Source organism: Legionella sp. ST3F1 (genome assembly GCF_048553315.1).
Classification (GTDB): domain Bacteria; phylum Pseudomonadota; class Gammaproteobacteria; order Legionellales; family Legionellaceae; genus Tatlockia; species Tatlockia donaldsonii.
In genome coordinates, this window is the sequence record NZ_JBLZIO010000007.1 from 34,483 (window position 1) to 49,994 (window position 15,512).

A 15,512-nucleotide genomic window follows, 5' to 3' on the forward strand; every position below is an offset into this window, starting at 1 on the left:
AACCCAAGATATAAACTTCCCGGACCCTGAGAGTAGTGATGCACAAGGCTTACTCGCAATTGGCGGGGATTTGTCACCAGAGCGCTTGTTAGTGGCTTATAAGCAAGGTATTTTTCCATGGTTTGAACCAGGATGTCCTATTCTTTGGTGGTCACCTAATCCTCGTTTGATTTTAAAACCCCAAGCCTTTAAAGTGTCCCACAGTTTAAAACAGGCCCTTAAAAAACCTTATCGCTTCACTATTGATACAGCCTTTAGTGAGGTCATTTTCGCTTGCGCTAACAGTGAGGGAAGAATAAATAATACCTGGATTACTGATGGCATGAGAGAGGCATATACCCTCTTGCACCAAATGGGTTATGCACATTCTTTTGAAATATGGTTAGAGGAGCAACTAGTTGGTGGCTTATATGGTATTAGTCTAGGACGAGCTTTTTTTGGTGAGTCGATGTTCCATCGACTTCGGGATACTTCAAAATTAGCCTTATATTATCTTTGCCATACTTTGGCGACCTGGAAATTTGATTTTATAGATTGCCAGTTACCTACCAAACATCTGCAAAGTTTGGGTGCAATTACTATCAGTCGTCGTGAATTTTTGCACCATTTACAGGAAACATTAAAATACCCTACTCGGCAAGGACTATGGACAAAAGAGGTTAATTAAAGAAAAATAGTGACTTAGAGGAAAGACTGGATTGCCATTTTTCTTATTTTAGTGCACTATTTGCGCCTTATTGAGTTTCATTTTTGAGGACCCATGGCAAAAGAAGATCATATTGAGATGTTTGGTACTGTCGTTGATACCTTACCAAATACTATGTTTCGTGTTGAACTTGAAAACGGTCACGTTGTTACTGCTCATATTTCTGGCCGTATGCGCAAAAACTATATTCGCATATTAACTGGTGATAAGGTCAAAGTAGAGTTAACACCCTATGATCTAAGCAAGGGTCGTATTATTTTCCGAGATAAAAATTAACTCATAGATCCGAGCTACTGTCTTTTGAGTCATCTTGCTACCACTGTTTCACAGTGGGCGTAGTTGTATCCGTCTGTCTTTATCAATCAGTAACAAATGATTAGCCGGCACATCACCCCATTGATCACTGATATTGGTTAATTTCTCCGAAGTTACCAAGATACACTCATGCTTATGATTTTCCTTTAGCTTATGGAAATGCTCCCTGCCAGCAAAACAAGCGCCATTAAAATAGTGCAGGGATTCTGGAGAGTCCTCTTTATCAGTACAATAACGACTAGCAACTATCCGCTCACCATCAGTCAGACAGATATTAAAATAGGAAGGGCCTTTCGTACCAAATTGTTGAACCAATTGAATCACTTCATACAAAGTGTCTTGTAATGTATCTGCTACAACCGACAATTTACTAAGATCTTTCCCCTTGGCCAATTGTAAAAAGAGGCCAAATAAATGTTCGGAATCCGTTTCTCCTTGAATCCAATGGTAAATATCATCCTCCAATAAATGCCGTAAATGGCGTTTAACGACAATAAAATCGTTAATCCCGCCATTATGCATTAACATCCATCGTCCATGAATAAAGGGATGGCAATTATAGTTAGTCACACCACCAGCACTGGCAGCACGTACATGAGCAAAAAAACAGGGGGATTTAATTTTTGCAGTCAAATGAAGCAAATTTCTATCATTCCATGCTGGTGAAATGGATGTAAATAATGCAGGTTCTGGACTAATAGAGGGAACATACCAACCCAGGCCAAAACCGTCACCATTCGTAGGGATTGTGGATTCCCGAGCATGTAAGCTTTGCATTATAATGGAATTAACTGGTTTAACCAGTACATCTTCCAGCACAACATCATGTCCAAGGTAGGCAACAAAACGGCACATAAGCGCGCTCCATTTTATTTTTAACTATAGCAAGAAAAGTTAACTCCTGTGGTTAGAAATTGTTGATATTATTACAATCTTGACGTTTCTGTTCCACTATCAGGCTCAAAACATAGCGAAGAGCCCAACCTACACCTATTAGCTTGTGATCTAGCTTAATCATGTAGCTTGGGCTCCTGGCTCGACATGCACATTTATGATAATGGAAAGGTAACCAGCACCTAGTGTCCCGCAATCATCATTTGTTCAATCAGGATAGAACCGCAACGAGTGGAGATATTTGGGTTAATATCTGTACCAACAGCAGTAATCATTTTAAACATATCTTTCAAATTACCGGCAATTGTTATCTCCTCAACGGGATATTGAATAACACCATTATCTACCCAGAATCCACTTGCCCCGCGTGAGTAATCACCAGTTAGGCCATTTACGCCTTGTCCCATTAACTCGGTCACCAACAAGCCCGTACCCATTCTATGTAATAAATCCTGCAAATCGCCTGCAGTGGGATCAAGCGTTAAGTTATGAACTCCACCGCTATTAGCGGTTGTTTTCAGACCTAAGCGACGAGCTGAATAACTACTTAATGCATATTGGCATAAACGTCCATCTTCAACAAAGACATTATTTCTTGTTGGCACACCCTCACCATCAAACGGTGAACTTCCTAATGCTTTTAAAAGATAAGGTTGCTCATAAATTTTAAAACCAGCAGGAAAAACCTGCTTTTCCAAGGCATCCAGTAAAAAAGAGTTCTTACGGTACAAATTTGAACCACTAATAGCATTAATAAAACTTGCCAGCAAACCACTCGAGACACGTGAAGAAAACAACACCGGTATTTTTTGCGTTTTGACCTGTCTTGCCCCTAAACGACTGGTAGCGCGCTCAACTGCTTTTTGCGCCAAGGCTTCCAGTGAATTTAAACCTTCTGCATACCTTGCCGTCGTATAATCGTAATCGCGTTGCATGCTCTCTCCTTCCTTCGCAATAAGAGAGCAACTAATACTATGACGCGTACTGTGAATTACACCCTCCCCGCCATAACTATTGGCAAAACCATTGCAAAAAGCATAGGTGGAAAAATTAACCCCATCAGAGTTAGAAATCCGTTTATCCAGGGCCAACGCATGAGCTTCACAAGCAAGTGCTTTCTCTATTGCCTGAGGCGGCTTTATTTCCCAAGGATGATAAAGATCAAGATCAGGATGATGATTCTTCATCAACTCTCGATCCGCAAGTCCAAAACAGGGATCTTCGGCACTCACTTTGGCGATATCACAAGCAGCAGCGACCAAGGCATCCAAAGCAGCAGGTGAGGTATCTGTACTGCTTGCACCACCTTTACGATGTCCAATATAAACAACGAGACTTACTCCTTTATCCTCACTAAAAGCAACTGTCTCAACTTCCCCCATACGAACATCGACTGAAAAACCACTATCATGGTTAACTGAAACCATCGCATCCGTTGCACCCTGCGCACGAGCGCGATCCAGGACGTCATGCATTAATTCTAATAAATTGTTGGTTGACTTAAGCGCTACTCTATTGTTATTTTCCGGTAATGTTTTCATGGTGGGTCTACCGCTATCAAAGTTTGTTCATAAGGATACAAGATTAATATGCCCAGGCAAACCATTGCTCTTGTAAAATGGCTTACACAAGCCTCTAAATTTATAACTATTGCTCTACTGTTGTTGTTTTTTACTCATTATGTGATTGCTAGCAATGGTTGGCGTCAATTGGCACCCGGCATTGAGTATCAAGATCTTGAGGGGCGCTTTTTGACACCTTGGTCCCATATCCACGCCTTTCGTATTAACCTGAAAAACAATGAGCTTTCCCTGGTTACCGCTAAAGATTTATCACGTGAACATGCATCAGTTAATGAATATGCGCAGCATAGTAATGCGCTCCTGGCCATCAATGGGGGGTTCTTTGATGGTAATTATAAACCGCTAGGTTTACGAGTTTATAATAGGCGGCAAAAAAATCCTGCTAAAAATATCAGCTGGTGGGGAATTTTTTACGTCAAACATCAGAAAGCTTATTTAAGCAATATCAGGCAATACAGCCCTGATCGACAAATCGACTTTGCCATACAAAGCGGCCCAAGATTGTTAATTAATAATCGTATTCCTCCTCTTAAACCAGGTAGAGCTGAGCGTTCTGCTTTAGGTATCACTCAAGATGGACGTGTCATTATTCTCGTTACCGATAATATGCCTATGTCCACTACGGAATTAGCGCAACTGATGAAAGCAGCTCCGCTCAATTGCGAAAATGCACTTAATCTGGACGGTGGTAGTTCGAGTCAATTACGTGCTCAAGTCGCATCCTTTCAATTAGACGTCCATGGTTTTTCTAATGTCAGTGATGCGGTCATTGTTAAAGCAAGAAAAAAATAATCCTTTCAAGAACAACTAACCATTTCCCGTTAATTGAGCCTTAAACAATTGCTTCTCATTTAGAGCAATCATTGGAAAATTGTGCTTTTTGATACCATAATTTAAAAGATGAATTCGGATAAAGTAATGAAAAAATTTTTTGCAGGTCTGAAGAAGACTAAAAAACCCACAGTAAAAAAAAGTGAAGTACCCACTCAAGAATCTCCTTTTTTAGAAGAATCAAAACAAATTGAGACTGAAAATAGAGATTTCTTTTCTGATCCAAGAATGAGGGACTTAACCGACATTGGAGAGAGAAAAGCCTTAGGTTATTTGCCATTAGCCAGAATACGCGAAGCGGGTTACGATGTCTTTCAAACCTCTCTTTTATTGAAAAAGAAAGGCTTAAAGATCCTGGTCATTCCAGCTGCCTTACCTGAAGAAATCTATGCTTATAAACCCGAGACTAAGAAATTTATCCATATGGCCGATAAAAAAATGTATGATGTTGTTCCCAAAGGACAATTCTATAGTATCCAATCAGGAGCCCTCGTTGCCTATGATATAGAAGCAGTAGATCTTTTTTTGCAGCAAAATGCAAAACTTATCGATGATGAAAATCAATCTGAAACAATTGACGAACATAAGTGGCCAATGAATGCAGCTGATTTTGTTGAAATGCTGTTTAGAAAAACGGCCGAATCCAAAGAGATGAATAACTTAATCCATACCATTTATCAAGAAATGCCCACCGCTATCACTAGCTTTAAAATGGAATAATACCCAGTAATTATTCAGCCCTATTAATCCAGTTAGCTCTCGAGTTTGACAAAGCGCTTTAATTTTCCTGTTTCAGGATGGCGCTTTAATTGAGGCACAATCTTGATTTCAATCAGAGGATTTTCTATACCCACTTGCCGATAGGCAGCAACCAGATCTTTTTGCATTTTCTCGGTAGCGAAATTTTTTCTGGCCGTTAACCAAATTTCAGCGCCTTGAATGGTTTGAAATACTTGATACTCTTCTACTTGCTCTTCCGGAAAAATTAGATTTTCAAATACTTCGGGAATAACACAAATGCCGTTGGCATAGGAAAAACTGTCGTCATTACGCCCTTTAATGGATTGCACTAATCTAAACGGTGCCCCACAAGAACATGAATCCGCCAGAATGGTAATACGATCATCAATTTCATAGCGGAATAGAGGCATGCTTTTATGAAATAAATTAGTCACCAATACTTTCGTTGCTTCTTGTCCATCTAGAACTGGTTGATTATTTTCATCAACCGCCTCAAAAATGATGAGGTCCTCATTGAGATGAAGATGATTAGTATGATCACAGCTTTGCGCGTGTGGACCAGCATCGGATGACCCCCACATATTGGTCACAGGGACATTCCACGCTTTTTTAATGGTCTTTAACATATCAGGGAACAAGGGCTCTGAATTAACACTCACGCGGCGAGGAAAAATTTTTAATTTTCCGCGACAAGCCTCTTGAGCCAAGCGATAAATTTCCGTCGTGTAGCCAATTAAATAGCTGGGCTTCTGGATATTCAGTTGCTCAACCATATTAGTAATAGGCATCGTAGCCGGTAATAGGAGGACTTTCATTTGTGGTATAAGAGGAATCGTGAATACAAATCGGCTCAGATGAACCGGCTTGGCTGCAGTAATTGCTGCCATGAGTAAACGGCTATTATCCTTTTGCGAAGAAAACTCATCACGATATTGAAAACGAAAAAAAGCAGTCACAAACAAGATAAACTCTTCAATACTCCACCCAAATACCCCCCTGACGCCTGAAGAGCCTCCTGTCGCTGTAAAATGATAGGCATTATCCAATAGCTCCGGTTCAATTTGGTTATGGAGAAATTGACGGGCCCTTTCCAAGGTTAGTTTTCTATCAGTGATAATCTCATCCCAATGCGTCATGGCTTCTTTTTTGGTCATGACAGGCAGTTTAGCCAAATCACTCAAAGTAAAGCGGGATGGCTCAATATGAGAAAATTTGCTCGCATAATACGGTGAGTTTTCTTTTGCATAAGCTAATAAAGCGATTAAAGCGCGTTGCTGTTCTGCTTTGACCTCTTCTTTACTCCAGCTTAACCGGGAAGAAAGTTGTGGCAAGAAATTTTGTATGGCATCAATTTCTTTATTCAATATCGAAGCGTAGAGATTGGACATGATTAGCAATCGCCTTGATTTATTATAAAAATGACTATAGCCCTTAGATCAATAAAAATCCTCTATCGCTTGGCAAATTCCTTTCTGGAATACAACTTTCCTAAAGTTTCTCTTTATCAATTGATCATTTTTTACATAATAACCCCCTTTTTAGTTGGGGAATTCCAGTGAAAACTATTTTTCAAGCGGTTATTGACGGTGATTTAGATGAAATTCGTAAACTACGTGCCCAAGGTCAAATTGATATTAATGCGCTAAATGAACAGGGTGATTCAGCCTTAATTATCGCTATAAAAAAAAGAAATCTCGCAGCATTCAGATTATTACTTGACTTCAAAGGACTCGATCTGAATCAAGAAACCTATACTGGCAAATTTCAAAATAAGCCTTATCCTCGCAATCCTTTATTGTGGAGTACCCAACTAAACCAGCCTGATATGGTTAGGGAACTCTTAGCCAAGGGAGCCGATCCAGCCAGGCAATTAGGACACTTTAATGTGACTCCGTTAATGGTCGCAGTTTCCAATGACTTTCTAGCGTGTGTAAAACTACTTGTAGAAACAGGGAAAGGAATTCATTTGAAAAATGCTCGAGGAACTACAGCGCTCGATCTAGCAGCACAAGAGGGTAAATCCGCTACTCTGGGACTTCTTATACCCCATGCGACGCATGGTGAACTGCTAACAGCCTCTAACTTTGCAGACCAGCATCAACATCCTGAAATAGCTCAATTGCTGCGTAATTGGACCAGTCGTGCTTCTCAACAAGAAAATCAATCAACCAGTTCGCAGGCGGTACCGAAAGTAAGCGTTCAAAAACTGATAGATAAATCGACGATTGACAAGCACTACACCACCCTGATAAAAAAAGTAAAAACTCTCGAGGAAAAATTTAAAGCTCAAGAAGAGGTGGTTAAAACACTCCAGGAAGAATTAAAAGCTCTAAAAGAAGCACAACAATTACCGACAACAACAGCACAACCAGTCCCAGACCTCGTTCAAACCACAGCGGAAGCAATGCAAGCCCTTGGACCAATACTACGAGCAACAGCGGGGAAAGTAGAGCCAGCGCCAGTAACCGAAGTATCAATCGCTGGAAGAATACCGCCAATGATACAACCTGTATCTACAATAGAACCAATGACAGCAAACATACTAAAGCCAACCCCCATAAGAGTACAATCAACCACGAGTTCGGCGCAACCTGCATTGAGTACAGGCCCCCTACCAAACCCAGGTGACGCACGACCTCACATCCCGAATCAAACAAGATCGTCATTTTTTGCTCTGGCAAATAAGCCATTGCCGCATAATGAACTGTCAAACCCGGCAAACTATGCATTGACCTCATCGCAATCCAAGCCAAGTTAACCCAGGCTTTGTACGCTGTAATAATTTTTCCTACGCGAGAAATTAGGGTCTGTTGACATTTCGCCAGCTTAAGCCGAAAAATGTTGATTTATGAGCAGCACAAAAAATCAACACTTTTCGGCAAGATAGTAGAAATGCCAATAGACCCTAAGATAAGATGGAGGGGAAACAGGGAGGTTCATATGCCTGCGCCAGAATCAGCTACATGCATCATTGATTTAATCATTGCAAAAAAAGAAAAGGCTTATATCGTCTATGAAAATGAACAATTCATTGCTTTTTTAGACCACCGTCCTCTCTTTCCTGGCCATACCTTGCTTGCGCCGAAAAACCATTTTAAGACCTTATATGATTTGCCAGATTCCTTGATCAGCCCTCTTTTTATGTTAACTAAAAAAATTGGGGTGGCAGTGGAGAAAGCCACAGAGGCAGCAGGAAGTTTTATTGCCATGAATAACACGATTAGCCAAAGTATCCCACATTTGCACGTCCATATTGTCCCTAGGAATAAGCAAGATGGTTTAAAAGGCTTTTTTTGGCCAAGAACCAAGTATCAAAATGAAGAGCATATGCTTGCAGTACAAGAGAAAATTAAATCCCAGCTGCTCTAAGAAAAATTCGAACTCGATTTTTACACTAAAATATAAAGATAACCTGAGGATGAAAAATCTAAAATATTTACATGTCTAATATTGCTGCAATAAGATGGTTACCACAAGGCAAAGAGAAACCGCCTCTTATCCAATATATGCTAATTAATTCCGAATTAGATTATCTTATTTCCCCCACAGAAATTTCTGTAACGGATTTGAAGAAAAATATTAATGACCTTTTTATTCATATTGATAAATTTTCACAGCCTGATATTCCGTTGATAGTACACTATAAATCAATCACTAAAAGCTTTGGCAAACACCGCAGGGATTCAGCGGAATTTCATAAACTGATAAATAAAATCTTGCGTAAAAGAAAATTATTAAAAGCTAACAGCCGCACAATCTCATTGCTTAAAAGAGAAAATCTCACCTTATTTAAGAATACCCTTTATTTCATGGATATTGATTGTAAAACCAAAGGTTGTGCTTTTATAGCTCATCTGTGGACTATTGCGTTAAAAGCGACTAACAAACATTTTCCCGCAGTAATCAAGAAAATCTGGAAAAGTAAATATGGAATAACTCGCATGACGAAAGATTCCTCGATAAAATTTTCTGAATTTTATGCGCATTTTTTATGATAAGCTTACTTCTCTGAGTTCCTTGATATAAAGCGATAAACGGGTTAGATTGGCTTAGCTCTTTCATCCTATGTCAGGTTAATAAGCGATGAGTCAGAAGAATTTTCCAGATAAAATTGTCAGCTTTCTTCTGCTTTTTACAGTGGTTACAGCGCTTGCCCTTAGTTTGGTTCCTCCCTTTGCGCAACCCTTGAGCTACCATGATTTTGCAGATAAACGCACTTTATTTTACATAAGTAATTTTTCTGATGTGATGTCCAATCTAGCCTTTATTATTGTGGGGTATCTAGGTATTAAAACCATTCACCAACCTACTCCAACTCAATGCGCACTCACTCCAGAAGCAAAATGGGCCTACCTCATTGGATTTATTGGCACGATCTTAACAGGCTTAGGTTCGATCTATTATCACTTACACCCCAATAACTATACCTTGTTTTGGGATCGAGCCCCGATGGGCATGCTTTTAATGTCATTTTTTGCGGCCATCTTTATAGAGCGGGTCAATCGCTCGATTGGCTTTTATCTATTATTCCCCCTTATTTTGCTGGCAACCCTTTGTACCTTGCAATGGGAGCTTAGCGAGCTGTGGGGACAGGGAGATATGCGCTTATATATTTGGTCGCAGGGCTATCCTCTGATAATGATTATTTTTATTTTATTCTTTTTTCCCTCATCCTATGTGCGCAACTATTATCTTACAACCTGTTTCATTTTGTTTGGTTTGGCCAAAATAACTGAAGGCTTGGATAAAATCATTTATCATTTTACCTTCGAGACAATAAGCGGACATACTTTGAAACATCTTCTCGCTGCTATTGCTGTTTACTCCCTTGTTTATGATGTAAAAAACCGCCAATCCAAGCCTTCCCCGCAAAATAATACCTCCTCTTAAAGAGGCATTTACTATACTTAAGATAACATTGAGATACCAAGGAAAAGGAGGCGTCATGAAAGGTGCTAAATCAATCAAGAAACCTCATCATTCTAGCAGGGATGATACTGCCAAAGAAAAACGTAAAAAAAAGGAAAGAAAATTGGATAAGTTAATAGAAGATACCTTTCCTGCCAGTGATGCAACTGCTAAATACTAGGTTGAGAGCGTCGCCTTACAGGCAATCCCTTACTAGATGAGGAAATTTACGCTGCTCAGCCCATCCTTCATAAGGAGAGATTATTCTGTTCCCAAGTTTTTCATCATGATAAAATAAAATCCAACTGATTAAATACTCCAAGCTATGAAGCCAAATCCCCCCCACAAGAATCGTGGTGCGCTCAGTAACCCTGAAGGACGATTTGAGGTTAGCACTTATGAAAATTTTGATGACGGCTGGGTGCTTGAGGAAGAAACGCTTCCCGCTATAGAAACCTTCTTATTGCCGGAAACCGCTAAAACAATTATTAGCCGCAATGATTCTCCCGACCTTGGCTTTGAGCAATCTATTAATCCCTATCGTGGTTGTGAGCATGGTTGTATTTACTGTTATGCTCGTCCCAGTCATGCTTATGTCAACCTATCGCCAGGCCTCGATTTTGAAACTAAAATTTTTTACAAAATTGACGCAGCAACTCTGTTAGAAAAAGAACTTAATAAATCAAACTATCAGTGTAAACCTATTGTTTTAGGTGCAAATACAGATCCTTATCAGCCAGCAGAAGCCAAACTCAAAGTGACTCGCAGTCTTTTGGAAGTATTAAATCATTATCAACATCCGGTCATTATTATCACTAAAAATGCACTTATTGAGCGTGATTTGGATCTTCTCACAGCAATGGCTAAACAAAACCTTGTTAAGGTTGCAGTCAGTGTTACCTCCCTTTCCACCCATTTAAAACATATTATGGAGCCTCGGACTACAGCGCCAGCCGGCCGCTTAAAACTTATCAAATATTTATCAGAAAACCAAATACCGGTGAGAGTGATGGTAGCTCCTGTCATTCCAATGATTAATGATGTAGAACTGGAAAAAATTATCCAGGCTGCAGCACAAGCAGGAGCTAAACATGCGAGTTATGTTTTAATCAGATTGCCTCATGAAGTAAACGATTTATTTAAAGAATGGCTAGCCAAGCATTTTCCTCAACGGGCAGAACACATTATGAGTCTTATTCGTCAAATGCGCGGAGGTAAAGACTACGATGCCGCTTTTGGCTCGCGCATGCGTGGAGAGGGAGAATATGCCAAACTTTTAGCAACCCGATTTCATTTGGCTTGCAAGCGTTTTGGTTTAAATGGTGCAGCAGAACCAAACCTGGAGATAAAAAAATTTACCCAGAGGAAAAACCTAACATCCAGACAATTGAGCCTGTGGGATGATGAGTTTTAATGCGCCGAAAATGTTACCTAACGACATCAAGCTTTTTTCTTAGCTTTAGCAGCTACTTTTTTCTGTAAGGTCTTATCTTTCCCCATACTCTTTTTCAATAAGGAAATAAAATCGATGACATCATCGGGTTTTCGTCTACGTGTTTTCGTCTTGGTACCCATTGCTTTTTCAGCTTCCGCCGTCTTTTTATCAAGCCACTGCGATAAAGCCTCTTGGTACTCATCATGATATTTTTCAGGTTTCCAGGTCGTTGTCATGTCTTTAATTAAATCAACAGCCATTTTTATTTCACGATCTGAAATTTTATAGGATTTCAGTGATTCAGTAGGAACTTCCAAGTCCTCTTCTTTACGTATTTCCTGTTGAAAGCGAATCAGGTTGAGTACTAAAGCGTGATCATGCGGCATCACTAAGCACAAATATTCTTTGGTGCGGATAATAACTTTTGCCACACCAACTTTTTTGGTTTTTTTTAATGCTTCGCGTAACAAAACATAGGCTTTTTGGTTTTTAGAATCAGGAATAACATAATAGGGCTTATCAAAATACAAGTTGTCAATTTCAGCCAACTCAATAAATTCTTCGATATCAATGGACTTATAAACTTCAGGACTGGCTTTTTCAAACGCTTCCTCATCCACAATAATGTACTTATCCTTATCAAATTCATAGCCTTTTACAATTTTCTCCCAAGGTACTTCCTTATCAGTATTGGCATTAACTCGTTTATAACGAATACGCGATTTATCGCGCGAATCCAATAGATGAAAGTGCAAATCCTTTTTTTCTTCAACAGAAATAATCTGGACCGGAATGGTAACCAAACCAAAAGAAATATCCCCTTTCCATATAGCTTTCATAGCATTTCCCAATTTTACACGTTATTTAATTATAGGCCTCCCTATTTTAATGACTAAAACTCACCCATTTATAAAAATAATAATTACACCTCTTTACATAAAAAATATCGTAAAAACAATAGGAGTGAATTTGCTTAAAATAAACTTAAAATTAGTAATCCATTAAAATTAAAAAGAAAAAAAATAATTTTTTTCTCATAAAAAAATAAAGAAAATTGCATTAGTAATTTTATTGTCCTATTCCTTTAATTAGGACTATTAATTAAATAGATATTAAATTTAGGAGAGAATCATGAAAAGGATATTTTTAATATTAGCCATGCTAGCCTCTTCCACCTTATATGCATCTGCCGGAACAAGTACAGGAACAGACACTACCACAGGAACAGACACTAGCACAGGAACAGGCACTAGCACAGGAGCAGACACTACCACAGGAGCAGACACTAGCACAGGAACGGGCACTAGCACAGGAACTGGAACCAGTACGGGAACAGACACGAATACAACTATCAACTCCAATCCTGAAACTCCAATTGATAACAGCACTGGCACTAATACAGGAGGGGATACTAATACAGGAACCACTATTCATAATAATACAAATTCCCCATCTGGAATTGATACAAATACAGGAGTCAACCCTAATCCTAATTCAGTTCCTGGCTCTACTAACGACCCTGAAACAAACACCAATAATGGAACTAACACGAATACGCAATAATTGCAGCACTCAGTTAGCCTGTCTATGAGGCAGGCTTTTTCTTAGAGGGAGTAGTCTAATGAGCTTGGAAAATTACCACCAAAAAAGAGATTTTAGTAAAACACCCGAGCCCAAAGGAAAAATATCCCGAAAAAAGCAACGACGTTTTTATATTCAAAAACATGCTGCTTCTCACCTTCACTACGATTTTCGACTCGAATTAGAGGGCGTTCTTAAAAGTTGGGCTATTCCCAAAGGGCCCTCTCTAGATCCCTCTGTTAAACGCTTAGCCATTCATGTAGAAGATCATCCAATTGAATATGGCACTTTTGAAGGCATTATTCCTAAAGAGGAATATGGTGGAGGTACAGTGATGCTCTGGGACAAAGGGGAATGGGAATCGCTGGATAAAAATCCTCTGCAAGCTTATAAAAAAGGGCATCTGCGTTTTGAATTACATGCAGAAAAACTCGGGGGGCGATGGGATTTAATTCGTTTTAAAAAAGAAGATAAATCCTGGTTTCTTATTAAATATAAGGACAGTTATGCCCGAGAAGATGATGATATTACCACCCAAAAAAACAAGAGTGTTCTTAGCCAACAATCAATAGAAGAAATTGAAAAAAATTATCAAGCTGTTTGGACAAAAACCGGGTTAAAAAAAAACCTTAAAAAAATTAATATTGATCTGCCATCCACTAGCATGCCAGAGACCATTTCACCACAATTAGCTACTCTAGTGGATAAACCACCATCAGGTGAAGATTGGTTGCATGAAATTAAGTTAGATGGTTATCGGATTCTTGCTTTTAAGAATGGTAAACACGTCCGTCTTATGTCACGCAACAATATAGAGTGGACTCGTAAGTTTCAAATTATCATCAAAGCGGTTGAGAAAATACCTGTAACAAAACTCATTCTTGATGGCGAAATTGTACTTTTTGATGAGCACAATAGATCCAGTTTTCAATTATTACAAAACGCCTTGGACTCTGACGACAACCCTCCCTTTATTTATTACGTATTTGACCTGCTTTATTACGATAAATGGGATGTACGCTCTCTTCCTCTTTTAGAAAGGAAAAAACTATTAGAGCCATTACTAACCCCTGAAATCCCTCATTTGCATTTTAGTGATTACATTCTCGGACATGGGGAAGCTATTTTTGCTTATTCCTGTGATCTTGGTTTAGAGGGGATTGTTTCAAAATTAGCAACAAGTAACTACGTGACCAAACGCTCTAAATCCTGGTTAAAAATTAAATGCCTAAAACGGCAAGAATTTATTATTGGAGGCTTTAGTCCACCGAAAAACTCACGAAGCTGCTTTGGTTCGCTCTTTTTAGGGCTCTACGATAAAAAGGGACATTTTATCTACAGTGGCAATGTTGGCACAGGCTTTAGCGAGGCCTCCTTAAGGGAAATCTATGAAAAATTAAAAAAGCGCATCGTTACTAAAAACCCGTTTAATTCACAACCACCAGGTATTACGACTGCCACTTGGGTAAAACCAGAACTGGTTGCCGAAGTTGAGTTTACTGCATGGACAAAAGAGGGACGTTTACGCCATCCAAGTTTTAAAGGATTACGTTTTGACAAGAAAGCCAGGGACATTATAAAAGAAGTGGAGAAACCAGTGGATAAAATTAATAAACAAAAGATCGCACTCGAAAAGCAAAACTCTCTTAATATAAAACTAACGCATCCAAATAAAATTCTCTATAAAGAAGATAAAATTAGTAAAAGGGATCTTTTTAGCTATTATCTTGATATTGCTGATTTTATTCTTCCCTTTATTAAAAAACGCCCCTTGACTTTAGTACGCTGTCCAACAACCTATAAAGATTGTTTTTATCAAAAAAAACTCAATGAAACTAGCTTCACAGCACTGCATCCGATTGAAATAGCGACTATTAATCAGGGGAAAAGTGAGAATTATATTTACTTGGATGATGTAGAAGGTTTACTCAGCTTGATACAAATGGGAGTACTTGAGATTCACCCATGGGGAAGTCGTATTGAAAAACTGGAATACCCAGACATTTTAGTCTTTGACCTGGATCCTGCTCCCGACATTTTATGGAAACAGGTTGTTGAAGCAGCTTTTGAAATAAAAAAACATTTGAGCGAGTTTAAATTAAAATCCTTTGTTAAAACAACAGGAGGTAAAGGCCTTCACGTTGTTGTACCTATTCAACCAGAATATGAATGGGATAAGGTTAAAAATTTCGCCCAGGTATTTGTCCAATTTTTAGAACAAATTAGTCCGGAAAACTATACTGGCAAGATGTCAAAAACCCAAAGAAAAGGGAAAATTTTTATTGATTATTTGCGTAATCAACGAGGTGCAACAGCCATAGCTGTCTACTCAACTCGCGCACGGATACACGCTCCCGTAGCGACTCCCCTCCATTGGGATGAATTGACTAATGATATTATGGATACTTATTATACGATAAGAACAATCACTAAAAGACTTAGTCATCTACAAAAAGATCCTTGGCATAATTTTTGGGAAATAAAACAATCTTTACGCTTGGATCAATTAGAATGAAGT

General features: G+C 39.0%; 16 protein-coding genes. 12 read left to right on the forward strand and 4 right to left on the reverse strand.

Annotated elements, in window-relative coordinates; translation table 11 throughout:
* Nucleotides 1-10 precede the first annotated feature (10 nt).
* Complete coding sequence (gene aat, locus ACN4Z1_RS06535) at nucleotides 11-667, forward strand: leucyl/phenylalanyl-tRNA--protein transferase (protein ID WP_228365071.1); 657 nt, start codon at nucleotides 11-13, stop codon at nucleotides 665-667.
* A gap of 93 nt (nucleotides 668-760) precedes the next feature.
* On the forward strand, nucleotides 761-982 hold the full coding sequence (gene infA, locus ACN4Z1_RS06540; RefSeq protein WP_058447834.1) for a translation initiation factor IF-1: 222 nt from the start codon (nucleotides 761-763) through the stop codon (nucleotides 980-982).
* A gap of 48 nt (nucleotides 983-1,030) precedes the next feature.
* Here infA and ACN4Z1_RS06545 read toward each other — a convergent pair whose 3' ends face one another.
* The gene (locus ACN4Z1_RS06545; RefSeq protein ID WP_115221655.1) at nucleotides 1,031-1,876 is read right to left on the reverse strand and encodes a class II glutamine amidotransferase; all 846 of its coding nucleotides are present in this window, start codon (nucleotides 1,874-1,876) and stop codon (nucleotides 1,031-1,033) included.
* 221 nt (nucleotides 1,877-2,097) lie between these two features.
* Nucleotides 2,098-3,456 (reverse strand): metalloprotease PmbA, encoded by a 1,359-nt coding sequence (gene pmbA / locus ACN4Z1_RS06550; protein WP_228364879.1) that lies wholly within the window; start codon nucleotides 3,454-3,456, stop codon nucleotides 2,098-2,100.
* A 48-nt stretch (nucleotides 3,457-3,504) separates the two neighbouring features.
* Between pmbA and ACN4Z1_RS06555 the strand changes: the two genes are divergently transcribed.
* Nucleotides 3,505-4,290, forward strand: a complete 786-nt coding sequence (locus ACN4Z1_RS06555) for a phosphodiester glycosidase family protein (protein WP_228364878.1) — start codon at nucleotides 3,505-3,507, stop codon at nucleotides 4,288-4,290.
* A 126-nt stretch (nucleotides 4,291-4,416) separates the two neighbouring features.
* A complete protein-coding gene (locus ACN4Z1_RS06560; RefSeq protein ID WP_228364877.1) occupies nucleotides 4,417-5,049 on the forward strand; it encodes a hypothetical protein in 633 nt (210 codons plus the stop codon).
* A 32-nt stretch (nucleotides 5,050-5,081) separates the two neighbouring features.
* Here ACN4Z1_RS06560 and ACN4Z1_RS06565 read toward each other — a convergent pair whose 3' ends face one another.
* A complete protein-coding gene (locus tag ACN4Z1_RS06565) occupies nucleotides 5,082-6,458 on the reverse strand; it encodes a phenylacetate--CoA ligase family protein (RefSeq protein WP_228364876.1) in 1,377 nt (458 codons plus the stop codon).
* A 167-nt stretch (nucleotides 6,459-6,625) separates the two neighbouring features.
* Here ACN4Z1_RS06565 and ACN4Z1_RS06570 point away from each other — a divergent pair, with 167 nt between their 5' ends.
* The 6 genes from ACN4Z1_RS06570 (at nucleotide 6,626) to ACN4Z1_RS06595 (ending at nucleotide 11,392) form a co-directional block, all read left to right on the forward strand.
* Nucleotides 6,626-7,828 (forward strand): ankyrin repeat domain-containing protein, encoded by a 1,203-nt coding sequence (locus ACN4Z1_RS06570; RefSeq protein WP_228364875.1) that lies wholly within the window; start codon nucleotides 6,626-6,628, stop codon nucleotides 7,826-7,828.
* Between the two features lie 80 nt (nucleotides 7,829-7,908).
* Nucleotides 7,909-8,439: an HIT family protein gene (locus ACN4Z1_RS06575; protein WP_419423041.1), complete on the forward strand. Its 531-nt coding sequence runs from the start codon at nucleotides 7,909-7,911 to the stop codon at nucleotides 8,437-8,439.
* A gap of 71 nt (nucleotides 8,440-8,510) precedes the next feature.
* Nucleotides 8,511-9,065: a hypothetical protein gene (locus ACN4Z1_RS06580; protein WP_228364873.1), complete on the forward strand. Its 555-nt coding sequence runs from the start codon at nucleotides 8,511-8,513 to the stop codon at nucleotides 9,063-9,065.
* An 88-nt stretch (nucleotides 9,066-9,153) separates the two neighbouring features.
* Nucleotides 9,154-9,960, forward strand: a complete 807-nt coding sequence (locus ACN4Z1_RS06585) for a ceramidase (protein ID WP_228364872.1) — start codon at nucleotides 9,154-9,156, stop codon at nucleotides 9,958-9,960.
* Between the two features lie 55 nt (nucleotides 9,961-10,015).
* Complete coding sequence (locus ACN4Z1_RS06590; RefSeq protein WP_181879374.1) at nucleotides 10,016-10,159, forward strand: hypothetical protein; 144 nt, start codon at nucleotides 10,016-10,018, stop codon at nucleotides 10,157-10,159.
* Between the two features lie 144 nt (nucleotides 10,160-10,303).
* On the forward strand, nucleotides 10,304-11,392 hold the full coding sequence (locus ACN4Z1_RS06595; protein WP_228364871.1) for a PA0069 family radical SAM protein: 1,089 nt from the start codon (nucleotides 10,304-10,306) through the stop codon (nucleotides 11,390-11,392).
* Nucleotides 11,393-11,418: 26 nt separating this feature from the next.
* On the opposite strand, the gene ACN4Z1_RS06600 is transcribed toward ACN4Z1_RS06595, so the two are convergent.
* Nucleotides 11,419-12,252 carry a Ku protein gene (locus tag ACN4Z1_RS06600; protein ID WP_228364870.1) on the reverse strand — a complete coding sequence of 278 codons (834 nt, stop codon included), beginning with the start codon at nucleotides 12,250-12,252 and terminating at the stop codon, nucleotides 11,419-11,421.
* Nucleotides 12,253-12,544: 292 nt separating this feature from the next.
* Here ACN4Z1_RS06600 and ACN4Z1_RS06605 point away from each other — a divergent pair, with 292 nt between their 5' ends.
* Together ACN4Z1_RS06605 and ligD are read left to right on the forward strand one after the other, a co-directional pair.
* Nucleotides 12,545-12,976 (forward strand): hypothetical protein, encoded by a 432-nt coding sequence (locus ACN4Z1_RS06605; protein ID WP_419388226.1) that lies wholly within the window; start codon nucleotides 12,545-12,547, stop codon nucleotides 12,974-12,976.
* A gap of 58 nt (nucleotides 12,977-13,034) precedes the next feature.
* Nucleotides 13,035-15,509: a DNA ligase D gene (ligD, locus tag ACN4Z1_RS06610; protein ID WP_228364868.1), complete on the forward strand. Its 2,475-nt coding sequence runs from the start codon at nucleotides 13,035-13,037 to the stop codon at nucleotides 15,507-15,509.
* Nucleotides 15,510-15,512: the final 3 nt, after the last annotated feature.